Source organism: Sphaerotilus hippei (assembly GCF_003201595.1).
GTDB classification, from domain to species: domain Bacteria; phylum Pseudomonadota; class Gammaproteobacteria; order Burkholderiales; family Burkholderiaceae_C; genus Sphaerotilus; species Sphaerotilus hippei.
The window spans coordinates 1-25,444 of sequence record NZ_QJJS01000022.1; the positions used below are offsets into that span (position 1 = coordinate 1).

At 69.1% G+C, this 25,444-nt stretch carries 24 protein-coding genes and 1 tRNA gene; 10 read left to right on the forward strand and 15 right to left on the reverse strand.

The window, feature by feature from the left end; genetic code table 11:
- Positions 1–589: 589 nt before the first annotated feature.
- The 12 genes from C7444_RS17785 to uvrB form a co-directional block, all read right to left on the reverse strand.
- Positions 590–799, reverse strand: coding sequence for a helix-turn-helix transcriptional regulator (locus C7444_RS17785; RefSeq protein WP_245909625.1), 210 nt, complete (start codon positions 797–799; stop codon positions 590–592).
- Positions 800–1,173: 374 nt separating this feature from the next.
- A tRNA-Val gene (locus C7444_RS17790) sits at positions 1,174–1,248 on the reverse strand.
- A gap of 78 nt (positions 1,249–1,326) precedes the next feature.
- The gene (gene dnaQ / locus C7444_RS17795; RefSeq protein WP_110402205.1) at positions 1,327–2,055 is read right to left on the reverse strand and encodes a DNA polymerase III subunit epsilon; all 729 of its coding nucleotides are present in this window, start codon (positions 2,053–2,055) and stop codon (positions 1,327–1,329) included.
- Positions 2,056–2,079: 24 nt separating this feature from the next.
- Positions 2,080–2,418 carry an ISC system 2Fe-2S type ferredoxin gene (fdx, locus tag C7444_RS17800; RefSeq protein WP_110402206.1) on the reverse strand — a complete coding sequence of 113 codons (339 nt, stop codon included), beginning with the start codon at positions 2,416–2,418 and terminating at the stop codon, positions 2,080–2,082.
- A 14-nt stretch (positions 2,419–2,432) separates the two neighbouring features.
- Complete coding sequence (gene hscA, locus C7444_RS17805; RefSeq protein WP_110402207.1) at positions 2,433–4,298, reverse strand: Fe-S protein assembly chaperone HscA; 1,866 nt, start codon at positions 4,296–4,298, stop codon at positions 2,433–2,435.
- 7 nt (positions 4,299–4,305) lie between these two features.
- Entirely contained in the window at positions 4,306–4,824 is a 519-nt protein-coding gene (gene hscB, locus C7444_RS17810) for a Fe-S protein assembly co-chaperone HscB (protein ID WP_110402208.1), read from the reverse strand.
- A 186-nt stretch (positions 4,825–5,010) separates the two neighbouring features.
- On the reverse strand, positions 5,011–5,334 hold the full coding sequence (gene iscA, locus C7444_RS17815; RefSeq protein ID WP_110402260.1) for an iron-sulfur cluster assembly protein IscA: 324 nt from the start codon (positions 5,332–5,334) through the stop codon (positions 5,011–5,013).
- 88 nt (positions 5,335–5,422) lie between these two features.
- Positions 5,423–5,809 carry a Fe-S cluster assembly scaffold IscU gene (iscU, locus tag C7444_RS17820; RefSeq protein ID WP_110402209.1) on the reverse strand — a complete coding sequence of 129 codons (387 nt, stop codon included), beginning with the start codon at positions 5,807–5,809 and terminating at the stop codon, positions 5,423–5,425.
- 43 nt (positions 5,810–5,852) lie between these two features.
- Positions 5,853–7,073 carry an IscS subfamily cysteine desulfurase gene (locus tag C7444_RS17825; protein WP_110402210.1) on the reverse strand — a complete coding sequence of 407 codons (1,221 nt, stop codon included), beginning with the start codon at positions 7,071–7,073 and terminating at the stop codon, positions 5,853–5,855.
- A 64-nt stretch (positions 7,074–7,137) separates the two neighbouring features.
- On the reverse strand, positions 7,138–7,671 hold the full coding sequence (locus tag C7444_RS17830; RefSeq protein WP_110402211.1) for an Rrf2 family transcriptional regulator: 534 nt from the start codon (positions 7,669–7,671) through the stop codon (positions 7,138–7,140).
- 79 nt (positions 7,672–7,750) lie between these two features.
- The gene (locus C7444_RS17835; RefSeq protein ID WP_110402261.1) at positions 7,751–8,269 is read right to left on the reverse strand and encodes a low molecular weight protein-tyrosine-phosphatase; all 519 of its coding nucleotides are present in this window, start codon (positions 8,267–8,269) and stop codon (positions 7,751–7,753) included.
- Between the two features lie 26 nt (positions 8,270–8,295).
- Entirely contained in the window at positions 8,296–10,437 is a 2,142-nt protein-coding gene (uvrB, locus tag C7444_RS17840; RefSeq protein WP_110402212.1) for an excinuclease ABC subunit UvrB, read from the reverse strand.
- A 99-nt stretch (positions 10,438–10,536) separates the two neighbouring features.
- On the opposite strand from uvrB, the gene C7444_RS17845 reads away from it, so the two are divergent.
- Positions 10,537–11,733, forward strand: a complete 1,197-nt coding sequence (locus C7444_RS17845) for an amino acid aminotransferase (protein WP_110402213.1) — start codon at positions 10,537–10,539, stop codon at positions 11,731–11,733.
- Between the two features lie 22 nt (positions 11,734–11,755).
- Here the strand turns inward: C7444_RS17845 and C7444_RS17850 are convergent, their stop codons facing one another.
- The 3 genes from C7444_RS17850 to uraH form a co-directional block, all read right to left on the reverse strand.
- Positions 11,756–13,573 (reverse strand): carbohydrate-binding domain-containing protein, encoded by a 1,818-nt coding sequence (locus tag C7444_RS17850; protein ID WP_146219437.1) that lies wholly within the window; start codon positions 13,571–13,573, stop codon positions 11,756–11,758.
- A gap of 380 nt (positions 13,574–13,953) precedes the next feature.
- A complete protein-coding gene (locus C7444_RS17855) occupies positions 13,954–15,159 on the reverse strand; it encodes a urate hydroxylase PuuD (protein ID WP_110402215.1) in 1,206 nt (401 codons plus the stop codon).
- A gap of 1 nt (position 15,160) precedes the next feature.
- Complete coding sequence (gene uraH / locus C7444_RS17860) at positions 15,161–15,517, reverse strand: hydroxyisourate hydrolase (protein WP_110402216.1); 357 nt, start codon at positions 15,515–15,517, stop codon at positions 15,161–15,163.
- Between the two features lie 205 nt (positions 15,518–15,722).
- Between uraH and C7444_RS17865 the strand changes: the two genes are divergently transcribed.
- The 9 genes from C7444_RS17865 to C7444_RS17905 all read left to right on the forward strand — a co-directional run bounded on the left by C7444_RS17865 (position 15,723) and on the right by C7444_RS17905 (position 25,410).
- Positions 15,723–16,406 (forward strand): GntR family transcriptional regulator, encoded by a 684-nt coding sequence (locus C7444_RS17865; RefSeq protein ID WP_110402262.1) that lies wholly within the window; start codon positions 15,723–15,725, stop codon positions 16,404–16,406.
- 24 nt (positions 16,407–16,430) lie between these two features.
- A complete protein-coding gene (gene puuE / locus C7444_RS17870; RefSeq protein WP_110402217.1) occupies positions 16,431–17,372 on the forward strand; it encodes an allantoinase PuuE in 942 nt (313 codons plus the stop codon).
- A gap of 8 nt (positions 17,373–17,380) precedes the next feature.
- Positions 17,381–19,174: a 2-oxo-4-hydroxy-4-carboxy-5-ureidoimidazoline decarboxylase gene (gene uraD / locus C7444_RS17875; protein WP_110402218.1), complete on the forward strand. Its 1,794-nt coding sequence runs from the start codon at positions 17,381–17,383 to the stop codon at positions 19,172–19,174.
- Positions 19,171–20,409, forward strand: a complete 1,239-nt coding sequence (locus tag C7444_RS17880; protein ID WP_110402219.1) for a M20/M25/M40 family metallo-hydrolase — start codon at positions 19,171–19,173, stop codon at positions 20,407–20,409. Before uraD ends, C7444_RS17880 begins: the two co-directional genes overlap by 4 nt.
- A 164-nt stretch (positions 20,410–20,573) precedes the next feature.
- On the forward strand, positions 20,574–21,626 hold the full coding sequence (locus tag C7444_RS17885; protein WP_110402220.1) for an ABC transporter substrate-binding protein: 1,053 nt from the start codon (positions 20,574–20,576) through the stop codon (positions 21,624–21,626).
- A gap of 159 nt (positions 21,627–21,785) precedes the next feature.
- Positions 21,786–22,598, forward strand: a complete 813-nt coding sequence (locus tag C7444_RS17890; protein ID WP_110402221.1) for an ABC transporter ATP-binding protein — start codon at positions 21,786–21,788, stop codon at positions 22,596–22,598.
- Between the two features lie 39 nt (positions 22,599–22,637).
- Positions 22,638–23,405, forward strand: coding sequence for an ABC transporter permease (locus C7444_RS17895; RefSeq protein ID WP_110402222.1), 768 nt, complete (start codon positions 22,638–22,640; stop codon positions 23,403–23,405).
- Between the two features lie 216 nt (positions 23,406–23,621).
- Positions 23,622–24,233 carry an FxDxF family PEP-CTERM protein gene (locus C7444_RS17900; RefSeq protein WP_110402223.1) on the forward strand — a complete coding sequence of 204 codons (612 nt, stop codon included), beginning with the start codon at positions 23,622–23,624 and terminating at the stop codon, positions 24,231–24,233.
- Positions 24,234–24,372: 139 nt separating this feature from the next.
- A complete protein-coding gene (locus C7444_RS17905; RefSeq protein ID WP_110402224.1) occupies positions 24,373–25,410 on the forward strand; it encodes an isopenicillin N synthase family dioxygenase in 1,038 nt (345 codons plus the stop codon).
- The last annotated feature ends 34 nt before the right edge of the window (positions 25,411–25,444 follow it).

A 25,444-nucleotide genomic window follows, 5' to 3' on the forward strand; every position in this document is an offset into this window, starting at 1 on the left:
CGCGCGCTCGCGGACCTCAGGTGAGAACTTGTTCGACTTGTTCATGGCTCCATCTTCTCAAAGGTTGGAGCCTCCACAATTCCCGGGCCGGTTCAATAAACCGTGCGGGCTTCCGGCTACTCCGCGCGTATGCACCCGTCGACCGCGTTCAGCTACCGCGTGAAGCTCAATCTCATGCGCGATGCAGGCTAGGGGCCTGCTTCGGGTGTATGTTGCAGACACAAGGGCCTTCATTGGCGGTAGCAGTACGTTCATCTCTCCTCCCTCCGAGTCCGCTCAGGCGAACGGCACTCGCGACCTGAGCTGCCTGACCGAGAAGCCACCTGACTTTGTCCAGCGGACTGTCGCCGACGGTGGCGGGTCTGTTGGAGACACGGCCCTGTTGCCTCGTCCCCAGTGCGACAAGCGCTTGGAGCACACGCAGCTCAGTCACGCCCAGTTCGGGGCCGACCAGCCAGTAGGTGAAGGCGCCAGCTTGGTACTCCAGTTGCACGCACGCGGTCTGCCCATCTTTCGCCTGCGACCGGAAAAGACCGGGGGCAAATGCCACCAGCGGGCCAGGCGAGCGAACGCTGGCAAATCCGCCGGCTCAGTGCTGTGCGTCGCCATGGCCAAGTTCCGCAATCAGCTTCTCAACGTCAGCCCGGCGCCAAGCCACCGACCGTGCGCCAAGCTTCACAGGCGCGGGATAGCGCCCTACTTTGACGCCTTGGTACCAACCGGCACGGCTCACCGGGAAAAGCGCCAGCACTTCAGGCAGCTTCAGCAGCGGCGTTCCGGCCGCGTTCATCGTCTTCATCGAACATCACTCCACCCCCAAAGGTGGCCGGCGATGTGTCCTCAGTCAAATCAATCTGCCCTTCGCCGCAGCGGGGGAAGTGCTGCGGACAACCGGTGGCGTCCAACGACGCGCAGGGAGGTATAGAAGCGGACGAGGGGGGACAAAGGAACGACGGGATGAAATCGTGACAAAAATCACGACAACTGCCACCGTTGAACGAGGTGCACCGAGACGCCTCATGGCGGACACCACCGTGAACTCACGCCCAAGAGGCGTACAAATCAGGGGTCGATGTCCAGCGCCATCCGAGGGCGTTTAGGACACTTTTAGGACACTAGAAACGAAAACGCCACCCGAGGGTGGCGTAAGTCGTTGATTTCTTTAGGAAATCCTGGTGGGCGGTGCAGGGTTCGAACCTGCGACCCCTGCCGTGTGAAGGCAGTGCTCTACCGCTGAGCTAACCGCCCGAATGGGTTGCACCCGATCGGGTTGCAGCGATTTGCTTGTTTGCTCTTCGCTGCGAAGAATGTCATTATGGCATGGAATCAGGCGGATGCAAGCACTTTTCGCCAGATTGTTTTTCCACCGCTGGCCTTGTCCAGATCGGCGAGCATGGTGTCGTGGGCCTGGCGCTCGGCCGGGCTGCCGGCCAGCACCGGCAGGTCGAAGCTTTTCAGGTCGACGGCCAGCTCGATGTTCGACTCGCTGCCGGCGGACGAGCCGCCCTGCTCGTCCTCGTCGTGCATGAGCAGCGCATCCTGGCCACGGGTCAGGCGGATGTAGACCTCGGCCAGCAGCCGGGCGTCGAGCAGGGCGCCGTGCAGCGTTCGGTTGCTGTTGTCCACCTCCAGGCGGCGGCACAGCGCATCCAGCGAGTTGCCCTTGCCGGGGAACATCGCCCGCGCCATGGGCAGCGTGTCGACGATGCCCTCGACATGATCGGCAAAGCGCGACAGGCCCAGGCGGCGGAACTCGGCATCGAGGAAGCCGACGTCGAACGCGGCGTTGTGGATGACGATCTCGGCCCCGCGCAGGTACTCGACGATCTCCGGCGCGTGCACCTCGAACTTCGGCTTCGTGGCCAGGAAGGTGTCGGTCAGGCCGTGGACCCGCACCGCCTCTTCGTGGCATGGCCGCTCGGGGTTGAAGTAGAAATGCAGGTCGTTGCCGGTCGGGCGGCGGTTGACGAACTCGACGCAGCCGAATTCGACCACACGATCCCCCTGATCGGCGTACAGACCGGTGGTTTCGGTGTCAAGGAAGAGCTGTCGCATGGTGATCCAGGCAACGCGCCGCGCTCAGTGGTGCTCGCGGGCGTGGTTGATGGTGTAGCGCGGGATCTCGACGACGAGGTCCTCGCGGGCGACGATGGCCTGGCAGCTCAGGCGCGACTGCGGCGCCAGGCCCCAGGCCCGGTCGAGCAGGTCTTCCTCTTCCTCCTGCGCCTCGTTGAGCGAGGCGAGGCCTTCGCGCACGATGACGTGGCAGGTGGTGCAGGCGCAGCTCATCTCGCAGGCATGCTCGATCTCGATGCCGTTTTCCAGCAGCGCCTCGCACAGGCTGGTGCCGGGCGCGACGTCCAGCACGCGGCCCTCGGGGCACAGCTCGTGGTGGGGGAGGATCTTGATGATGGTCATGGTGCGGTGGGGGATCAGAGTTCTTCGAGGCGCCGGCCGGTGAGGGCCTGGCGGATGCCCCGGTTCATGCGGGCGGCGGCAAACGCTTCGGTGCCGTCGGTCAGCGCCTGGGTCGCGGCCTCGATCTGGCGCAGGTCGTTCTGGCTCAGGGCCATGCCCAGACGGGCCAGCAGGGTGTCGATGTCGTCGCGATCGCTGCCGTCGAGCAGGTCACCGTCGGCATCGAGGGCGGCCTGGGTCGCCAGCGCCAGGCGTTCGGCGTCGACGCGGGCCTCGGTCAGCGCGCGGCGGTGCATGTCCTCTTCGGCGTGGGAAAAGCCGTCGCGCAGCATCGAGGCGATCTGGTCGTCGGCCAGGCCGTAGCTGGGCTTGACCAGGATGGAGGCTTCGACCCCCGAGCCCAGCTCCCGCGCGCTGACCGACAGCAGGCCGTCGGCATCGACCTGGAAGGTCACGCGGATGCGCGCCGCACCGGCGACCATCGGCGGGATGCCACGCAGCTCGAACCGCGCCAGCGACCGGCAATCGCTGACCAGCTCCCGCTCGCCCTGCACCACGTGCACGGCCATGGCGGTCTGGCCGTCCTTGAAGGTGGTGAAGTCCTGGGCCTTGGCCGTCGGGATGGTGGCGTTGCGCTCGATCACCCGCTCGACCAGGCCACCCATGGTTTCCAGGCCCAGCGACAGCGGGATCACGTCGAGCAGCAGCAGCTCACCGTCGGCCGAGTTGCCTGCCAGGGCATTGGCCTGCACCGCCGCCCCCAGCGCGACGACCTGGTCGGGATCGAGGTTGACCAGCGGCGCGCGGCCGCACAGGGACTCGACCGCCGCACGCACGGCCGGCATGCGGGTCGAGCCGCCCACCATGACCGTGCCCTGCAGCTCGTCGGGGCGCAGGCGGGCGTCGCGCAGCACGCGCTTCATCAGCGTGATCGTGCGGGCGGTGAGCTCGGCCGTGGCCGCCTCGAGGTCGCCGCGGCTGCACACGCCCTGCAGCGTGCCGGCCTCCAGGGTCAGCTCGTAGGCCTGCTGCGGCTCGGCGGTCAGGGCCTCCTTGATCGCCCGGGCGCGCTCGAGCATGCGGCGCCGGTCGGAGGCCGACAGCGTGTCCAGCGAGGTCCCGCCATCGCGCTGCGCCAGCACGCGGGCCAGCGCCAGGTCGTAGTCATCCCCCCCCAGCGCCGAATCGCCTCCGACGGCCACGACCTCGAAGACCCCGCGCGCGAGGCGCAGCACGGAGATGTCGAAGGTGCCACCGCCCAGGTCGAAGACGGCATAGAGGCCTTCGACCGCGTTGTCCAGGCCGTAGGCGATCGCCGCGGCCGTGGGTTCGTTGAGCAGGCGCAGCACCTGCAGGCCGGCCAGCTGGGCCGCATCCTTGGTCGCCTGGCGCTGGGCGTCGTCGAAATAGGCCGGCACGGTGATCACCGCACCGTAGAGCTCGGCGTCGAAGCTGTCCTCGGCACGCTGGCGCAGCGCGGCCAGGATCTCGGCGGACACCTCCACCGGCGTCTTCACGCCATCGACCGTGGCCAGGCTGACCATGCCCGGACGGTCGACGAATTCGTAGGGCCACTGGGCACGGCCCTGCAGGTCGTCCAGGCCCCGGCCCATCAGCCGCTTGACCGAGACGATGGTGTTGCGGGGATCCTCGACCTGGGCGGCCAGCGCCTCGGCACCGATGCGACGCCCGCCACCGGGCAGGTAGCGCACGGCCGACGGCAGGATCGCCCGACCCTGGGCGTCGGGCAGGCATTCGGCCACGCCATGGCGCACGGCGGCGACCAGCGAGTGGGTCGTGCCGAGGTCGATGCCCACCGCGATGCGGCGTTGATGCGGATCGGGCGATTGCCCAGGTTCGGAGATCTGAAGGAGTGCCATGGAGTGATCACTGGTCCAGCGCATCGAGGCGCCGGTCTACATCGGCCGCGAATCGGGCCACGAACATGAGGGCTCGCACCTGGCCAGCCGCGGCGGACCAGTCCTGGCGCTCATCGATGAGGCTGGCGAGCTGCGTGTGCAGGCGCTGCTCGTGGCGCTGCACGTCGTCGGCCAGGCGCTCGACCTGCTCGACCCCGCGGGCCTCGTCCAGCGCCTCGCGCCATTCCATCTGCTGCATCAGGAAGGCACCGGGCATGGCGGTGTTGTTCTCCGCCTCGATGGCCGCCCCATGCAGCTCGCACAGGTAGGCGGCGCGCTTGAGCGGATCCTTCAGGCGCTGGTAGGCCTCGTTGACCCGGATGGCCCACTGCATGGCCACCCGCTGGGCGGCCGCGCCGTCGGAGGCGAAGCGGTCAGGGTGCACCTCGGCCTGGAGGGCCTTCCAGCGGGCGTCGATCTCGGCCCGGTCCTGCGTGTAGCGCACGGGCAGGCCAAAAAGTTCGAAGTCGGAATCGGTGAGGTTCATGGTGGCATCTGCCGGCATCGAGAAGGAAGACCGTCCGTTGCAAATCCGATGCCCCGTGGCCGACGGGGCGATGTCCACCCGCGCAGGATGAACGACGCCCGCGCGATGGCGGGCGCGACGGGGTCGACACGTGCCGATTGTCGGAGAAAAGACGAACGGCCCGCCGCGCTCGGCAGGCCCGCCGGTTCAGACGCGGAAGGATTCCCCGCAACCGCAGCGATCCTTCTCGCGCGGGTTGTGGAACTTGAAGCCTTCGTTGAGTCCCTCGCGAACGAAATCGAGTTCGGTGCCGTCCAGGTAGGGCAGGCTCTTGGGATCGATCAGGATCTTCACGCCGTGGCTCTCGAAGACATGGTCCTCGGGGGCGATGTCATCGGCGTACTCGAGCTTGTAGGCCAGACCCGAGCAGCCGGTGGTCTTGACCCCCAGGCGCACGCCGACCCCCTTGCCACGACGGCCCAGGTAGCGGGTGATGTGGCGGGCCGCCGCCTCCGACATCGTCACGGCCATGCCCGGCAGGCGCGACAACGCTGCCGGAGCCGGCTGCAACTCGCCGCGCTCCGTGCCGCAGGCAGCCGGCTCGGCGCTCACGGTGGAATCAGCCAGCATGCCGGGCCTTGTAATCGTCCACGGCCGCCTTGATCGCGTCCTCGGCCAGGATCGAGCAGTGGATCTTGACGGGGGGCAACGCCAGTTCTTCGGCGATGTGGGTGTTCTTGATGGCCAGGGCCTCGTCGAGCGTCTTGCCCTTGACCCACTCGGTCACCAGCGAGCTCGACGCGATGGCCGAGCCGCAGCCGTAGGTCTTGAAGCGGGCGTCCTCGATGCGGCCGGTGACCGCGTCGACCTTGATCTGCAGCTTCATCACGTCGCCGCAGGCCGGTGCGCCCACCATGCCGGTGCCCACCGATTCGTCGTCCTTGGCGAAGGCGCCGACGTTGCGCGGATGTTCGTAGTGGTCGATGACCTTGTCGCTGTATGCCATGTTTGATACTCCTCGTCAGCGGGCCGCAGCCCGGGTGCGCGTGTCAGTGCGCGCTCCACTGGATGGTGCTGATGTCGACACCGTCCTTGTACATGTCCCACAACGGCGACAGTTCGCGCAGCTTGGCCACCCGGTCCTTCAGGGTGGAGACCGCGTAGTCGATCTCCTCGGCCGTGCTGAAGCGGCCGATGGTCATGCGCAGGCTCGAATGCGCCAGCTCGTCGCTGCGACCCAGGGCACGCAGCACGTAGCTCGGCTCCAGGCTGGCCGAGGTGCAGGCCGAGCCCGAGGACACCGCCAGCCCCTTGACCCCCATGATCAGCGACTCGCCTTCGACGTAGTTGAAGGAAGCGTTGATGTTGTGCGGCACGCGGCGCTCGAGATCGCCGTTGATGAAGACCTGCTCGATGTCGGCCAGACCCGCCAGCAGACGCTGCTGCAGGCCGCGGATGCGGACCTGCTCCTCGGCCATCTCCAGGCGGGCCAGCTCGAACGCGACCCCCATGCCGACGATCTGGTGCGTGGGCAGCGTGCCCGAGCGCATGCCACGCTCGTGGCCGCCACCATGCATCTGCGCCTCCAGGCGGATGCGGGGCTTGCGGCGCACGTACAGCGCACCGATGCCCTTGGGGCCGTAGGTCTTGTGCGAGGCCAAGCTCATCAGGTCGACCGGCAGCGTGGCCAGGTCGATGGCCACCTTGCCGGTGGCCTGGGCCGCGTCGACGTGGAAGACCGCGCCACGCTCGCGGCACATCGCGCCGATGGCCGGGATGTCCTGGATGACGCCGATCTCGTTGTTGACGAACATCACCGACACGAGGATGGTGTCCGGGCGGAACGCCGCACGCAGCCGGTCGAGGTCGAGCAGGCCGTCGGCCTGCACGTCGAGGTAGGTCACCTCGAAGCCCTGGCGTTCCAGCTCGCGGGTGGTGTCGAGCACGGCCTTGTGCTCGGTCTTCACCGTGATGATGTGCTTGCCGCGGGTCTGGTAGAAGTGGGCCGCGCCCTTGATGGCGAGGTTGTTGGACTCGGTCGCGCCGGAGGTCCAGACGATCTCGCGCGGGTCGGCGCCGATCAGCTCGGCCACCTGGACGCGGGCTTTCTCGACGGCCTCTTCCGCTTCCCAGCCCCACGCATGGCTGCGCGAGGCGGGGTTGCCGAAATGCTCACGCAACCACGGCACCATGGCGTCGACCACGCGCGGGTCGACCGGGGTGGTCGCGCCGTAGTCCATGTAGATGGGAAAGTGCGGCGTCATGTCCATGATCAGTATGTCCTGCGCTGTGCCAGCCTGGACGGTCGACCATCGACCGCCGGGCCGCCAGCGTTCACTTCGATAGAGCGGAACCGAGGGCGAACACGGAGTTCGGCGCGGTGATCTTGATGGGCTTCACGACCGGCTGGGTCGAGATCGCCCGCTTGATGGGAGCCTCTTCCACCGACACGCCCCGAGCCAGCTGGTCGTCCACCAGGCTCTTGAGCGAGATCGAGTTCAGGTACTCCAGCATCTTGGCGTTCAGGCTGGACCACAGGTCGTGCGTCATGCAGCGACCCGAGTCGTCCCCCATGCAGTGACCACCCCCGCCACAGCCGGTGGCGTCGATGGCTTCGTCCACGGCGACGATGATGTCGGCCACCGTGATGTCCTCGGCCTTGCGTCCCAGCGAATAACCACCGCCGGGACCCCGGGTGCTTTCCACCAGCTCCTGCCGGCGCAGCTTGCCGAACAGCTGCTCCAGGTAGGACAACGAGATCTGCTGCCGGCTGCTGATGGCGGCCAGCGCCACCGGCCCGCCGTGTTCCCGCAGGGCCAGATCGATCATGGCGGTGACGGCAAACCGTCCTTTGGTCGTCAAACGCATCTCTGTGTACTCCTTCAACTCGCAAGCTGCAGCGCCTCCGTGGAGAGCACCGCAGAGCCAGCCGGATCAGTCCCGCCCGTTATCCCGAGTGATTTACTCGATTATAACGAGCTTCGTTCCGGCGTGCAGGACCACCCACGGCCCTGCCCTGTGTCAGCAAGTCTTCGACCAGTCCGCCACACGCCAGTTCAATCAAATCGAGCACCCGTTCGAAACCGTTTCCGCCACCGTAGTAGGGATCGGGCACGACCGGGGGAGAGCCGGCAGGCGCGTAGTCCATCAGCAGCCCGACGCGGGACTGCAGGTTGGACGGACAGACCGTCAAGAGATGATCGAGATTATCCCTGTCCATCGCGAGGATTCGATCGAATGTCGCGAAGTCTCCAGAGGCGACACGCCGGGCCCGCAGGCCGGCCAGGTCGTAGCCCCGGCGCGCGGCATGGGCGATGCTGCGCGGGTCGGGCGGCTGGCCGGCATGGCCGGCGTGGGTGCCGGCGGAGTCGATCAGCACCCGGTCGCCCAGCCCGGCGGCGGCGACGCGGTGACGCAGCACCGCCTCGGCGCTCGGCGAGCGGCAGATGTTGCCCAGGCAGACCATCAGGATGCGGACCGGCCCGGGCGCGCTCACGATCGCCCCTTCGACGCGGCCGCAGGGGCCGCCAGCAGCGCATCGCCGCCGCCGGAGGCCCCGAAGGCCTGCTCGCGCAGCAGCGCCAGCTGGTCGCGCACCCGGGCGGCCTTCTCGAACTCGAGGTTCTTCGCATGCTCGAGCATCTGCTTCTCGAGCTGCTTGATGCGCTTGCCCAGGTCCTTCTCGGACAGCACCTCGACCTCGGCGGCCGCATGCTCGACCACCTGGTCGTCGCGCCCCGGCTTGTCGCCGTAGACCCCGTCGATCAGCTCCTTGATGTGCTTGCGGATGCCACGCGGCGTGATGCCCATCGCCAGGTTGTGGGCGATCTGGCGCTCGCGGCGGCGCTCGGTCTCGCCGATGGCCTTGCGCATCGACTCGGTGATGCGGTCGGCATAGAGGATGGCGCGGCCGTTGACGTTGCGCGCCGCCCGCCCGATGGTCTGGATCAGGCTGCGCTCGGCCCGCAGGAAGCCTTCCTTGTCGGCGTCGAGGATCGCCACCAGCGAGACCTCGGGGATGTCCAGCCCCTCGCGCAGCAGGTTGATGCCCACCAGCACGTCGAAGGCCCCCAGGCGCAGGTCACGCAGGATCTCGACCCGCTCGACCGTGTCGATGTCGGAATGCAGGTAGCGCACCTTGACGCCGTTCTCGGCCAGGTAGTCGGTCAGCTGCTCGGACATGCGCTTGGTCAGCGTCGTGATCAGCACCCGCTCGCCGACCTCGACGCGCAGGCGGATCTCCTGCAGCACGTCGTCGACCTGGTTGCCCGCCGGGCGCACCTCGATCAGCGGGTCGACCAGCCCGGTCGGGCGCACCAGCTGCTCGACCACCTGGCCGGCGTGGTTCTTCTCGTAGTCGGCCGGCGTGGCCGACACGAAGATGCACTGGCGCATCTTGGTCTCGAACTCGTCGAACTTCAGCGGCCGGTTGTCCATCGCGCTGGGCAGGCGGAAGCCGTACTCGACCAGCGTGGTCTTGCGCGCCCGGTCGCCGTTGTACATGCCGCCGAGCTGGCCGATCAGCACATGGCTCTCGTCGAGCAGCATCAGCGCGTCGGGCGGCATGTAGTCCACCAGCGTGGGCGGGGGATCGCCCGGCTTCGCGCCGGAGAGGTGGCGGCTGTAGTTCTCGATGCCCTTGCAGTGGCCGACCTCCTGCATCATCTCCAGATCGAAGCGGGTGCGCTGCTCCAGGCGCTGGGCCTCGACCAGCTTGCCCTGGCTGACGAACTCGGCCAGGCGGGTGCGCAGCTCGTTCTTGATGCCCTCGATGGCGACCAGCACGCGCTCGCGCGGGGTCACGTAGTGGCTCGACGGGTAGATCGTGAAGCGCGGGATCTTCTGGCGGATCCTGCCGGTCAGCGGGTCGAAGAGCTGGATGGCCTCGACCTCGTCATCGAACAGCTCCAGGCGGACCGCCAGCTCGGAGTGCTCGGCCGGGAAGACGTCGATCGTGTCGCCCCGCACCCGGAAGGTGCCGCGCGTGAAATCGGTGTCGTTGCGGGTGTACTGCATGCGGATCAGCTGGGCGATCGCGTCACGCTGGCCGATCTTGTCCCCGTTGCGCACGATGAAGCGCATCTGGGTGTAGTCCTCGGGCTTGCCGATGCCGTAGATCGCGCTGACCGTGGCCACGATGACCGTGTCACGCCGCTCCAGCACGCTCTTGGTGGCCGACAGCCGCATCTGCTCGATGTGCTCGTTGATCGAGCTGTCCTTCTCGATGAACAGGTCGCGCTGAGGCACGTAGGCCTCGGGCTGGTAATAGTCGTAATAGCTGACGAAGTACTCGATGGCGTTCTTCGGGAAGAACTCCCGGAATTCGGCGTAGAGCTGGGCCGCCAGCGTCTTGTTGGGCGCGAAGACGATGGCCGGACGCCCCATCCGGGCGATCACGTTGGCCATCGTGAAGGTCTTGCCCGAACCGGTCACGCCCAGCAGGGTCTGGTAGCTCAGGCCGTCCTCGACGCCCTCGCACAGCTTGGCGATCGCCGCGGGCTGGTCGCCCGCGGGCGGATAGGGCATGAACAGCTGGAAAGGAGACCCCGGAAAGCTCACGAGCTCCCCGGCGGGGGCCTCGGTACCGGCTGGATCACCGCCAGGTTTTCCCCCTTCGATTGCGAGCTCCGTCATGCTGCTGCCACCCCACCGTAAAATTGCGCCAAACCAGCAGCCTACCTCACACGAGGTTCCGGTTTCACAACGTCCGCCCACCACCTCACAGGTTTGCCCATGTCCCTCCTGTCCGCCGTCGAAATGGCCCCCCGCGACCCGATCCTGGGTCTGAACGAACAATTTGCCGCAGACACCAACCCCGCCAAGGTCAACCTGGGCGTGGGCGTGTACTACGACGATGAGGGCAAGCTGCCCCTGCTCAAGTGCGTGCGCGCCGCCGAGCAGCAGATGATGGAGGCCCCCAAGGCCCGCGGCTACCTGCCGATCGACGGCATCGCCGCCTACGACAAGGCCGTGCAGGGCCTGGTGTTCGGCGCCGACAGCGCCGTCGTCACCGGCGGCCGGGTGGCCACCGTGCAGGCCATCGGCGGCACCGGCGGCCTGAAGATCGGCGCGGACTTCCTCAAGCGCCTGTCGCCCGATGCCCAGGTGCTGATCTCCGACCCGAGCTGGGAGAACCACCGCGCGCTGTTCACCAACGCCGGCTTCAACGTGGGCACCTACCCCTACTACGACGCCGAGAACAAGGGCATCAACTTCGCCGGCATGATCGCCACGCTGCGCGCGGCCGCGCCGGGCACCGTCGTCGTGCTGCACGCCTGCTGCCACAACCCGACCGGCTACGACATCACGCCCGAGCAGTGGGCCCAGGTGATCGACGCCGTCAAGTCGCAGGGCCTGGTGGCCTTCCTCGACATGGCCTACCAGGGCTTTGGCAACGGCATCGCCGAGGACGGCGCGGTGATCCAGCAGTTCGTCGACGCCGGCCTGGACTTCTTCGTCTCGACCTCGTTCTCCAAGAGCTTCTCGCTCTACGGCGAGCGCGTGGGCGCGCTGTCGGTGCTGTGCGCCAGCAAGGAAGAGGCGACGCGCGTGCTGTCGCAGCTGAAGATCGTCATCCGCACCAACTACTCCAACCCGCCGACGCACGGCGCCCAGGTCGTGGCCACGGTGCTCAACACCCCCGAGCTGCGGGCGATGTGGGAAGAGGAGCTGGCCGGCATGCGCGTGCGCATCAAGCAGATGCGCGTCGCGCTGGTCGAGAAGCTGGCCGCCGCCGGTGTCGACCTCGACCTGAGCTTCATCACGCGCCAACAGGGCATGTTCAGCTACTCCGGCCTGACCAAGCCGCAGATGGAGCGCCTGCGCAGCGAGTTCGGCGTCTACGGCGTCGACTCGGGCCGCATCTGCGTGGCCGCGCTGAACAGCCGCAACATCGAGTACGTGGCCGCCTCGATCAAGAAGGTGCTGTAAGCGGCACCTTCTCCGTCGGCGCTCAGTGCGCCGACACCGTGAGCACGCCGGGCAGGCCCGGTCCGGTCAGGGTGATGTAGACCGGATCGGAGCCGACCTCGATCGAGGCCTGCCCCGCGGCATCCCGACGCAGGCCCAGTGCCTGCCCCGTCATGCCCACGGCCGCCGACGCCCCCAGCGTCGGCGCCAGCCGCACGGTGCGCCGGGCTCCGTCCACCGACCAGGCCACCAGCTTGCGGTCCTTCGCCCCCTTGAAGGCGTGCACGTGCACCCCCTCGGCCGGCGAGGTCGAGCCCAGCACCTGGGCCTGCTGCCGGTAGCCACCCAGCTCGCGCGACATCACCTGCATCGTGAAGAAGGGCTTGCGGCGTGCCCGGTCGTTGGTGAGCAGCCCGAACGGGCCGTCGACCGAATCCTGCGACGAGAACCACTGCACCGACTCGACCCCGGCGGCCGCCAGCGTGATGAACGAGCGTGGCAGGTAGGCGGCCATCACCTGCTCGCTGACCGTCGACGGCTCCTGGCCGCCGTAGGTCCAGCCGACCTCGGTCACCCAGATCTCGGGCGTGCGGCCGAACCGGGCCGCGCCCTGCTCGCGCAGGCGCCGCACCGCGGAGGCCACCGAGCGGTCCGGGTCCACGACCTGGAAGGGCGCCGTCCAGTCGGTGTCATGGGCCACCGCGGCCAGCTCGGGGTAGCCCGGGTGATAGGGGTGCACGGCGAACCCGTCCAGATCAGGCGGCAGGCCGGCCTCCAGCAGCCAGTAGTGGATGATCCACATGTCGTCGTCCGACAGCAGCTTGACCGAGGCCTCGTGGGCCTTCACCTGCCGGACCGCCTCGCGCACCATGCCGGCGTAGTGGCTCAGCCAGGCCGACGGCAGCTTGCCCTGCCACTGCCCGCCGAACACCTTGGTGATCTCGTTGTGCGGCTCGTTGCCGATCTCCAGCACGAAGCGCACGCCGATCGCCCGCAGCTGCCGGGCGATCTCCACCGCGCGGCGCCCGTAGGCCACCGGCTCGTAGGGCTGGTTCGGGTAGGCCTGCTCGTTGCCGAGCTGCATGATGTAGACCACGCCGATGCCGTGGTCACGATAGTACTCGAGCCGGCGCTTCAAGCCCTCGGGCATGGCGACGAACCGGCCCGGGGACGGCTCGATGGCCGACGGCAGCTCCCAGTCGCGCACCCAGCGCACCCCGAGGTCCTGCACCATCGGGATGTCCGACAGCGGCTGCCCCTGCGAGAACTTGACGTTCAGCCCCACCACCGAGCAGAACTGCCCGGTGTCGCAGCCGGTCGGCGCCCGCACCACCGGCACGATGCAGGCGGTGCGCGAGGGACTGCCCGTCGGGCAGGCGGGCGGGCCGCTGAAGCGCAGCGTGCCGGCCCGGGCCAGCTCGCTGCGCCCGGGCACCAGGCTGGCGACACCGATGGCGCCGCGGTCGTAGACCACCTGGGACTGCGCCAGGTCCAGCGGCACCCCCTGCACATGGACACGCTCGACCAGCAGACGCCGGTCACCGCCGCCGGCCTGCGCATCGTTGAGGAAGACGACGTCGATCGCCGAGGACGCCGGCAGGTGATCGACGACAAAACGGTAGTCCTGCCCCGTGGTGGAGCGGACCTCGACCCGGCCGACCGGCTGGGCATCGACCCGCAGCTCCATCACCGGCCCCACGCCGGACCAGGGCACCCCCTTGGCCCGCACGACGATCGTCGCGTCGGGCGGCACCGGACCGGGGGCTGCACAGCCCTGCAGCGCCAGCATCGGACCGAGCACCAGGACCATCAGGGCGCCGATCTGGCGCGGTCGCCAGGACGACCAGGAAAGGACAGGCATGCGCATCTCCGAATCGGGCCGTGGCCGACGACCCGCCCCCCTGGCCTGTCTGCCGCCCCGGCCATGCTGCACTGCAGCGATTCGAGTGTAGGGCGACCCGGGACATCCCGCAGGCCGCAAAGACGTCTCGTTGACGCCGCGGCAAACGCGTCGCTCAGCGCCTCGTCGAGCAGGTACGGGGTCTGCTGGCCGCTGGCGCCCGTCCATTCACCTCGACGAGGCTGTTGCAGGGCACATCAAGATGCCATCGGAGGCGCCCCGTGTCAGTGCCCGCGCACCAGATCGGCCCGTGCCCGCGCGCTGAAGCAAGCACAGCGGGCACCTTGATTCGCTGAAGCGGCCGGGCCGCCGCCCGCCGGTCAGAAGGACGTCAGCCCGCCTCAGGGCGTGATCGGTGCCCCGGCCTGCACCCAGCGATCGAGCAGCGCCCGCTCGTCCTCGGTGATCTGCGTCGCGTTGTTCATCGGCATCAGGCGCTGCAGCACCACCTGCTGGCGGATCTGCAGCGCATGGGCGACGAGCAGCTCCGGGGTGTGCAGCGCCACGCCCTTGTTCTGCACCTGCGCGTTGTGGCAGAGCACGCAGCGCTGCGCCACCACCTGCCGGACCTCGGCCAGCGTGGGCACCGTCGCCACGCGGGCGACCGGCGCCGCCGGGCGCAGCCCGACGATCAGCGCCACCAGCAGGCCCAGCGCCAGCCCGACCAGCGGCCACAGCACGCGGCCCTTGTGGCGGGCGACGAAGAAGGTCCGCACCAGCGCGCCCACCAGCATCAGCACGCTCAGCACCAGCCAGTTGTGCGGGCCCTCGTAGAGCATGCCGTAGTGGTTGCTCAGCATCGCGATCAGCACCGGCAGCGTGAAATAGGTGTTGTGCACGCTGCGCTGCTTGCCCCGCTGGCCGAAGATGGCCTGCAGCGGCCGGCCCGCCTTCAGGTCGGCCACGACGGTGCGCTGGCCGGGGATGATCCAGAAGAACACGTTGGCGCTCATGATCGTCGCCAGCATCGCCCCCATCAGCAGGAAGGCCGCCCGCCCGGCGAACAGCTGGCAGGCCAGCCAGGTGGCCGCCACCGTGTAGACGAAGAGCAGCGCCAGCACCAGCGTGTCGTTGCCGGTCGACAGCGTGCCGTCGGCCGCCTTCTTCTGGCCGACGAGGCGACAGATCAGGTCGTAGACCACCCAGCCGGCCACCAGGAAGCCCAGTGCCGCGGCCCCGGCGGCCATCGGCGACCAGTCCATGCGGCCCTTGTCGACCAGGAAGGTGCCCGCGTTCCACAGGTAGAGCACGGTGAACAGCCCGAAGCCCGACAGCCAGGTCGAATAGCTCTCCCAGTAGAACCAGTGCAGCTGCTCGGGCATGCGCTTCGGGCCGAGCGGGAACTTGCGCGCGTTGTAGAAACCGCCGCCGTGCACCGACCAGATCTCGCCGCCCACGCCCTCGCGGCGCACCGCCTCGTCTTCGGGGGGCACCAGGCTGTTGTCCAGCCAGACGAAATAGAAGGACGAACCGATCCAGGCGATGGCCGTGATCACGTGCAGCCAGCGCAGCAGCAGGTTGGCCCAGTCGAGCAGATAGGTTTCCATGTCAGCTGCCGCGGTAGGTGGAATAGCTCCACGGGCTCACCAGCAGGGGCACGTGGTAGTGGGCGCCGGGGTCGGCCAGGCCGAAGTCCAGCGGCACAGTGTCGAGGAAAGGCGGCTCGGGCAGGGTCACGCCCCGCGCACGGAAGTAGGCGCCGACCTCGAACGACAGCCGGTAGCGACCGGGCTGCAGGCCCTCGCCCTCGAGCAGCGGGCCGCTGGCACGACCATCGCTATCGAGCACCAGGGACTGCAGGCAGCGTGCACTGCCATCGGGCGCCACGCGCCACAACGCGACGGCCATGCCCGCCGCCGGGCAGCCGTTCATCGTGTCGAGCACATGGGTGGTGAGCTTGCCCATCGGGCGGCCTTTCTGCTGCGGACCGCAGCGTCTGATTGCACTGTTTTCAAAAGTGTATACACTTTGCAGTCAATCGAACAGCACCCCGGTCGATCCGCCCAACCCGCCGCCTCCCATGTCCGAAGACACCCTCACGGTCGCCGTGGAAACCGCCATCGATGCCACCGACGACCTGGTCGCCGCCGGCAGTCCGGCGCGCCACAACATGACCCAGCGCATCGCCGACGCGATCACCACGGCCGTGGTGGAGCGCCGCCTGATGCCTGGCACCAAGCTCGCCGAGCAGCAGATCGCCGACATCTTCAAGGTCTCGCGCACGCTGGTGCGCCAGGCGCTCAACCAGCTCAGCCGCGACCGGCTGGTCACGCTCGAGCCGGCGCGCGGCGCCTTCGTGGCACGCCCCAGCGTGGAAGAGGCGCGCCAGGTCTTCGAGGTGCGCCAGATGCTGGAGAGCTCGATGGTGCGCCAGCTCGCGGCGTCGATCACCGACGAGCAGGTCGCCCAGCTGCGCGCCCACCTGCAGGCCGAGCGCGAGGCGGTCGGCCGCACCGACGTGACCGGACGCACCCGTCTGCTGGCCGATTTCCACGTCGTGCTGGCCCGCCAGCTCGGCAACGAGGTGCTGGCCCAGCTGCTGACCGATCTGCTCAGCCGCAGCTCGCTGATCTCGCTGATGTACCAGAGCTCGCACTCGGCCGAACATTCCCAGGACGAGCATGTCGCCATCGTCGACGCGCTGGCGCGCCACGACGCCGACGCCGCGGTGGCGCTGATGGCCGGCCACATCGGCAACGTCGAGCGCAACCTGCGGCTGAACCCGCGCATCAACGACCTGGCCACCGCCCTGGTCCCGCCGGCCGGGCCCGGTGCGGACGACCCTGCCACCTGACCGCCTTCGAAGGGAGCCCCAGCGATGAACCGTTATCCCCGCGACCTGGCCGGCTATGGCCGCAACCCGCCCCACGCCCGCTGGCCGGGCCACGCCCGCGTGGCCGTGCAGTTCGTACTGAACTACGAGGAGGGCGGCGAGAACTCGGTGCTGCACGGCGACGCCGGCAGCGAGCAGTTCCTCTCCGAGATGTTCAACCCGCCGAGCTTCCCGGCCCGCCACCTCAGCATGGAGGGCATCTACGAGTACGGCTCGCGGGTCGGCGTCTGGCGCATCCTGCGCGAGTTCGAGCGGCGCGAGCTGCCGCTGACGGTGTTCGGCGTGTCGACCGCGCTGCAGCGCCACCCCGAGCTGACGGCGGCCTTCAAGGAACTGGGCCACGAGATCGCCTGCCACGGGCTGAAGTGGATCCACTACCAGAACGTCGACGAGGCGGTCGAGCGTGAGCACATGCAGCAGGCGATGGCCATCATCGAGCAGCTCACCGGCGATCGCCCGGCGGGCTGGTACACCGGCCGCGACAGCCCCGGCACCCGGCGCCTGGTGGCCGACCACGGCGGCCTGCTCTATGACAGCGACTACTACGGCGATGACCTGCCCTTCTGGCTGCAGGTGCGCCGGACCGACGGCGCGCTCGCGCCCCACCTGGTCGTGCCCTACACGCTGGACTGCAACGACATGCGCTTCGCGCTGCCGCAGGGCTACAGCCACGGCGACGAATTCTTCGAATACCTGCGGGACGCCTTCGACGTGCACTACGCTGAAGGCGACGAGCGCCCCGCGATGATGAGCATCGGCATGCACTGCCGCCTGCTGGGCCGGCCCGGGCGCATGCGGGCGCTGCAGCGTTTCCTCGACCACGTGCAGTCCCACCACCGGGTCTGGATCTGCCGCCGGGTGGACATCGCCCGCCACTGGCGCGACACCCATCCGTTCGACGCGGACCGCGCCTTCGTCTGGGAATGAGGCCCGCCATGCACACGCCCCTGGACCTGCACACGCTCAACGCCGCCGACCAGCCGACCTTCGTCGCGCTGCTGGACGGCACCTACGAACATTCGCCCTGGGTGGCCGAACGTGCCTGGGCGCGCCGGCCCGCGGGCGGGCACCTGAGCCTGGCGCACCTGCTGCATGACCTGGCGTGCAGCGTGCGCGAGGCCAGCGAGGCCGAGCAGCTCGCGCTGATCCGCGCCCACCCCGAGCTCGCCGGCAAGGCCATGGTGGCGCAGTCGCTGACGGCGGAGTCGACCGACGAGCAGAGCCGCGCCGGCCTGACCGCCTGCAGCCCCGAGGAGTTCAGCCGCCTCCAGCAGCTCAACACGCAGTACAACGGCCGCTTCGGCTGGCCCTTCATCCTGGCGGTGCGCGGCCCGCGCGGCACCGGGCTGACCCGCCAGCAGATCATCGCCACCTTCGAGCGGCGCCTGCACGGCAGCCGCGACACCGAGTTCGCCGAGAGCCTGCGCAACATCCACCGCATCGCGCAGATCCGCCTGACCGAGAAACTGGCCCTGCCGCCGCGGCTGGGCCAACAGGTGTGGGACTGGTGCGAAGCCTGGGCGACGCACACCGAGGCGCAGGAGCCCGGCCAGCTCACCGTCACCTACCTGACCGCGGCCCACCAGGCCTGCGCGCGGCAGCTGGCGGACTGGATGCGCGAGGCCGGCTTCGACGAGGTGGGCCGCGACGCGGTCGGCAACGTGGTCGGGCTCTACCACGCGGCAAGCGGCCCGGGCGCACCGCGCCTGCTGACCGGCTCGCACTACGACACGGTGCGCCAGGGCGGCCGCTACGACGGCCGGCTCGGCATCCTGGTGGCCGTGGCCACCGTGCGCGAGCTGGCCCGGGCGGGCCGGCGCCTGCCCTACTCGATCGAGGTGGTCGGCTTCGCGGAAGAGGAAGGCCAGCGCTACAAGGCCACCTTCCTCGGCTCGAGCGCGCTGACCGGCAGCTTCGATCCGGCCTGGCTGGAACAGACCGACGCGGCCGGCATCCCGATGCATGCGGCCATGCGGGCCGCCGGCCTGCCCGGCGAGATGTCGGTCATCCAGGACCTGGCTCGTGACGTGAGCCAGTACCTGGGCTTCGTCGAGGTGCACATCGAGCAGGGACCGGTGCTCGACGAGGAGCTGCTGCCGCTGGGCATCGTCACCTCGATCAACGGCAGCGCACGCTACCTCGGCGAGGTCACCGGCCAGGCCAGCCACGCCGGCACCACGCCGATGAACCGCCGCCGCGACGCGGCCACGGCGGTGGCCGAGCTGGCGCTCTATGCCGAGGCGCGCGCGCTGGCCGACGAGGACTCGGTGGCCACCGTCGGCCTGCTGCAGGTGCCCGACGGCTCGATCAACGTCGTGCCCGGACGCTGCCGCTTCAGCCTGGACCTGCGCGCGCCCAGAAACACCCAGCGCAACGCGCTGGTGGCCGACATCCGCCAGCAGCTCACGCGCATCGCCGAGCGCCGTCGCGTGGGCGTGCGGCTCGAGGAGACGATGGTCGCCTCCGCCGCCCCCAGCGCCGCACCGCTGCAGGCGCTCTGGGAGCGGGCCGTGCAGTCGCTGGGCCTGCCGCTGTTCCACCTGCCCAGCGGCGCCGGTCATGACGCGATGAAGCTGCACGAGATCATGCCCCAGGCCATGCTCTTCGTGCGGGGCGAGAACGGCGGCATCAGCCACAACCCGCTCGAGTCGACCACCTGCGACGACATGCAACTGGCCTGCGAGGCCTTTGACCACCTGCTGCATCAGCTTGCCGAGGAGCACCCTTGAACACGACCAACGACACGTTCTATCCGCAGCTGGACGCCTGGATCGAGCAGCACTTCGACGAGGAGGTCCGCACGCTGCAGGCCCTGGTGCAGGTGCCCACCGACACCCCGCCGGGCCACAACGCACCACACGCCGAGCGCACGGCCGGCCTGCTGGAGGCCTGCGGCTTCGCCGTCGAGCGCCACCCCGTGCCCGAGGCCGAGGTGCAGGCCTGCGGCCTGGGCTCGCTGACCAACCTGATCGTGCGGCGCCGCTATGCGGCGGGGCCGACCATCGCGCTCAACGCCCACGGCGACGTGGTGCCGCCCGGCGAAGGCTGGCACCAAGATCCGTATGGTGGCGAGGTGGTCGACGGGGCGCTCTACGGCCGCGCCAGCGCGGTCAGCAAGAGCGACTTCGCGACCTACCTGTTCGCGGTGCGCGCGCTGGAGTCGCTCGGGCTGCCGCTGAAGGGCGGCGTCGAGCTGCACTTCACCTACGACGAGGAGTTCGGTGGTGAACTCGGCCCCGGCTGGCTGCTGCGCCAAGGGCTGACGCGGCCCGACTACCTGATCGCCGCCGGCTTCAGCTACCAGGTGGTGACCGCGCACAACGGCTGCCTGCAGATGGAGGTCACGCTGCACGGGCTGGCCTCGCACGCGGCCTTCCCGAGGACCGGCGTCGACGCGCTGCAGGCCGCGAACAGGCTGCTCACGGCGCTGTACGCGCACAACACGGTGCTCGAGGGCCGGCGCTCGGCGATCGCCGGCATCGACCACCCCTACCTGAACGTCGGCCGCATCGAAGGCGGCAGCAACACCAACGTCGTGCCCGGCAAGGTGGTGCTGAAGCTGGATCGCCGCATGATCCCCGAGGAGGACGCCACCGCGGTCGAGGCCGAGGTGCGGGCGCTGATCGACGCCGTCGTGGCGGACTGCCCGGGCATCCGGGTCGAGGTGCGCCGCCTGCTGCTGGCCCGGGCCCTGCAGCCGCAGAGCGGCAACGCGGTGCTGGTGCAGGCGCTGCAGCGCCACGGCGAGGCGGTGTTCGGCGAGCCGATCCCGACCTCCGGCACCCCGCTCTACACCGATGTGCGCCTGTACGGCGAATACGGCGTGCCCGCGGTCATCTACGGTGCCGGCCCGCGCACCGTGCTCGAGAGCAATGCCAAGCGCGCCGATGAGCACGTGCAGCTGGCCGACCTGAAGCGGGCCACCCAGGTCGTGGCACGAACGCTGCTCGACCTGCTGCACTGAAGCCGCGACCGAACCGACGAATCCAGCCAAGAACAGGCGCCGACCGGCATGGACGCTGTCCCGCCGGAATCGAGCGCCGCCACGATGTCCCGCCGACCTCCGTCCACCCCTCGATCCCATCCGGCAGCCCCGACAGGGGACTGCCTCCCCAGGAGTCCGCTCACATGTCCAAGCCCTCGACGCTGCGCCGCAGCCTGCTCGCTCTCGCCTCGGCGGCCACGCTCACGACCGGCCTGTTCGGCAGCACCGGCGCCATGGCCCAGGAAACCCCCGTCAAGTTCCAGCTCGACTGGCGCTTCGAAGGCCCGGCCTCGCTCTTCCTGACGCCGGTGAGCAAGGGTTATTTCAAGGCCGAGAAGCTCGACGTCACCGTCGACGCCGGCAACGGCTCGGGCGGCACGGTCACGCGGGTCGCCTCGGGCACCTACGACATGGGCTTTGCCGACCTGGCCGCGCTGATGGAGTTCCTGGCCAACAACCCGACCGTGCCGAACAAGCCGGTGGCGGTGATGATGGTCTACAACAACACGCCGGCGGCCGTGCTCGCGCTCAAGAAGAGTGGCATCGCCAAGCCTGCCGACCTGACCGGCAGGAAGCTCGGCGCCCCGGTGTTCGACGCTGGCCGCAAGGCCTGGCCGATCTTCGCCAAGGCCAACGGCGTGGGCGCCGTGACCTGGACCGGCATGGACCCGTCGCTGCGCGAGACCATGCTGGTGCGCGGGGACATCGACGCGATCACCGGCTTCTCGTTCACCTCGCTGCTCAACCTCGAGGCCCGCGGCGTCAAGTCCGAGGACATCGTGGTGCTGCCCTATCCCCAGTTCGGCGTGAAGCTCTACGGCAACGCCATCATCGTCGGCGAGACCTTCCTGAAGAAGAATCCCGAGGCGGTGAAGGCCTTCCTGCGGGCGTTCACCAAGGGCATGAAGGACGTGATCGCCGACCCGACGGCGGCCATCGCCACCGTCAAGGCCCGCGACGGCATCATCAACGAAGCGCTCGAGCTGCGTCGCCTCAAGCTCACGCTCGACGCCACGGTGCTGACCCCGGACGCCCGCGCCGAAGGCTTCGGCGACGTCAAGGGCCCGCGCCTGAGCCTGATGGCCAGCCAGGTCTCCGACGCCTTCGGCACGAAGGAGCGTGTCAAGCCCGAGGCGGTGTGGAACGGCAGCTACCTGCCGTCGGCCGCCGAACGCGCGATCTTCCCGAAGAAATGACCCCGCGCGGGCCCGCGCCGGCCCGCGTGCGCCGCCCCTGGCGCCCGGCACCCTGCCGGTGCGCCGGCGAGGCGCGCTCCTTGCTGGGACCGCTCCATCGCGGCACGGTCCCCGCCCTGCCCTTCCATCACCGCCTTCCCGCCGGGAAAGGAATCCGAGATGAGTGCGTTTGTCGATTTCCGCGACGTCTGGCTGGCCTACAACGACGAGCTGCTGGCCAACGGACAGTTCGCGGTCGAGGACATCAACCTGCAGGTGCACGAGGGCGAGTTCATCGCCATCGTCGGCCCCTCGGGCTGCGGCAAGTCCACGTTCATGAAGCTGGCCACCGGCCTGAAGATGCCCAGCAAGGGCACGGTCACCATCGGCGGCCAGCATGTCGAGGGCCCGCTGAAGATCACCGGCATGGCCTTCCAGGCCGCCAACCTGCTGCCCTGGCGCACGACGGTGGAGAACGTCATGCTGCCGCTGGAGATCGTCGAGCCCTACCGCTCCAGCTTCAAGCAGAAGAAGGCCGAGTACGAGCAGAAGGCGCGCCAGCTGCTCCAGAGCGTGGGCCTGGCCGGCTACGAGGACAAGTTCCCTTGGCAGCTCTCGGGCGGCATGCAGCAGCGGGCATCGATCTGCCGGGCGCTGATCCACGAACCGAAGATGCTGCTGCTCGACGAGCCCTTCGGCGCGCTCGACGCCTTCACCCGCGAGGAGCTGTGGTGCGCGCTGCGCGACCTGCAGGCGGCGCAGAAGTTCAACGTCATCCTGGTGACGCACGACCTGCGCGAGAGCGTCTTCCTGGCCGACACGGTCTACGTGATGAGCAAGAGCCCGGGCCGCTTCGTGGTCAAGCGCGAGATCGACCTGCCGCGCCCGCGTGACCTCGAGGTCACCTACTCGCCCGAGTTCACCGCCATCGTGCACGAACTGCGTGGCCACATCGGCGCCATGCGCCAGCCCGGCGCCACCGTGGCGCAGTGAGATGAGCCGCCCCGTTCCCCTCCGCCCTGGACCCTCGACATGACATCCAAACCGCTCGAACGCTACTCGCCCTGGATCCTGCTGGCCCTGGTGCTGCTGGTCTGGCAGGTGCTGTGCACCGGCTTCCACGTCTCCGAATTCATCTTCCCGAGCCCGCTGCGCATCGCCGAGTCGCTGGTGGAGTTCGGCCCGACCATCGCCGGCCACGCCTGGCGCACCTTCTGGGTCACGATGGCCGGCTTCGGCCTGTCCATCGTCGTGGGCGTGCTGCTGGGCTTCCTGATCGGCAGCTCGCGCATGGCCTACACCGCCATCTACCCGCTGATGACCGGCTTCAACGCGCTGCCCAAGGCGGCCTTCGTGCCCATCCTGGTGGTGTGGTTCGGCATCGGCGTGGGGCCGGCGATCCTGACCGCCTTCCTGATCAGCTTCTTTCCGATCATGGTCAACATCGCCACCGGCCTGGCCACGCTGGAGCCCGAGCTCGAGGACGTGCTGCGGGTGCTGGGCGCGCGGCGCTGGGACGTGCTGATGAAGGTCGGCCTGCCGCGCTCGCTGCCCTATTTCTACGGCTCGCTGAAGGTGGCGATCACGCTGGCCTTCGTCGGCACCACGGTCAGCGAGATGACCGCCGCCAACGAGGGCATCGGCTACCTGCTGATCTCGGCGGGCAGCTCGATGCAGATGGGCCTGGCCTTCGCCGGGCTGGTCGTGGTCGGGGCGATGGCGATGGTGATGTACGAGCTGTTCTCCGTCGTCGAGAAGCGCACCACCGGCTGGGCACACCGCGGCTCCAACGCACACTGACCGGACGGCTGCACCGCGGCGGTGCAGCCCGTCAAGCGTGCAGTCTTGGCGACCGGGCGGACTTCCGGACCGCATCCCCCGCAGTTCAGGGGACTGGCTCCAGGGGGGGCCTTCACCCTGAACACAGGAGTGCCGATTAGGATGTGAAGCATGAACCGGCCGGTTGTGGTGGCCGGGATTGGCCCACCGCAATCCATTCGAAACAGGCCCCACTCCATGTCAACGCTCCAGAAACTCACCCGTCGCCTGACGCTGCTCGCCCTGCTGGGCGCCACCTTCGGTGCCCAGGCGGCCACCACGACCTATGACTTCAACAGCGGCACGCTGGCCACCGAGTTCAGCTCGACGGACAGCATTTTCCGCAGCACGACCGACCAGTACCTGCGCTACGTCGCGGACACCGGCCTGCTGACGTACACGCTGACGCTGACGCAGGCGTCGGACGTGTCCTTCGACTTCTACTACGCCTCGACCGAGACGACGGCCACCACCGCGGCCGACGTCTCGTTCAGCGGCGGCGCGCTGACCAGCTCCACGCTGCTGGGCACGGCCTCCGGGGAGAACTTCAACCCGGGCGTCGGCTCGACCTCGGCCTGGAACGCGCACTACGTCTCCGACACCTTCACCGGGCTCAGCGCCGGCACCTACACCTTCACGATCGACAAGGCCAGCGTGGCGACCGTCGGCAACCCGCACTACCTGCACGTCGACGACTTCTCGGTGAGCGTGCAGGCTTCGGCCGTGCCGGAGCCGGAAAGCCTCGCGCTGATGCTGGCCGGACTCGGTGCCGTCGGCCTGATGGGCCGCCGCCGCCAGCGCCAGGACTGATCGTCCGCCCGCGCCCACCGGCCAACGCCTCCTGCGGGAGGCGTTCGTCATGGTGCGACGCACCCGATCGGCGCAGCCGCGGCGGCTCCACGCTGGCACAGCTCCTGCAAATCACGGCCACAAGGACAAGGAGACCGCCATGACTGCGAACCGTCTGCCCGTGATCGACCTGGCCAGCAGCTTCGGCAGCGATGCCGTGGCGACGCTGGAACTGGCCCGTGAGATCGATGCCGCCTGCCGGCGACACGGCTTCTTCTACGTCATCGGCCATGGCGTGCCGCTGGCGCTGACCAGTCACCTGTTCATGCTCAGCCGGCGTTTCTTCGCGCTGCCCGAGGACGTCAAGCGGCGCTGGCACATCGACCGGTCGGGCGGACTGCACCGCGGCTTCGATCCCGTGGGCTGGCAGGCGCTCGACCCGACCCGCCCGCCCGACCTGAAGGAGAGCTTCTACCTGGGCGTCGACCGCGACCACACCGATGCGCTGGTGCGTGCGGGCACGCCGCAGCACGGCCCCAACCAGTGGCCCGACGAGGACCTGGTGCCGGGGTTCCAGTCCACCTGCGAGGTCTACGCCGCCACGATGCAGCGGGTCTCGCGCCAGCTGATGGGCCTGATGGCCCTGGGCCTGCGGTTGCCGCGGGACCACTTCGAGCCGTCGATGCGCAACCCGATGCCGGTGCTGCGCCTGCTGCACTACCCCGGGCCCCGCAGCGGTGCGGGCGCGCCCGCCGCGCCACCGGCCGAACCGGTGCCGCCGCTGCCGGGCCAGCTCGGCTGCGGCGCCCACACCGACTGGGGCGGCCTCACGCTGCTGGCCCAGGACAGCGCGGGCGGGCTGCAGGTGCACGACCGTGCCGGCGAGTGGATCGACGTGCCACCGATGGAGGGCAGCCTGGTCGTCAACCTCGGCGACATGATGCAGCGCTGGACCAACGACCACTACCGCTCGACGCTGCACCGGGTGCACCAGGGCGAGGTGCGGCGCGAGCGGCACTCGCTGGCCTACTTCTTCGACATCGACTACCACGCCCAGGTCAGCGCCCTGGCCGGCTGCTGGAGTGCGGAGGATCCGCCGCACTACCCGCCGATCACCGCCGGCGAGCACATCGTCGAGATGTACCGCCGGACCACCTCGGCCCCGGCCGATCCGGCCACGCTGCGCCTGGCGGCCTGAGCGGCTGCGGCATCCCCGGGCCGGCGGCTCCGGA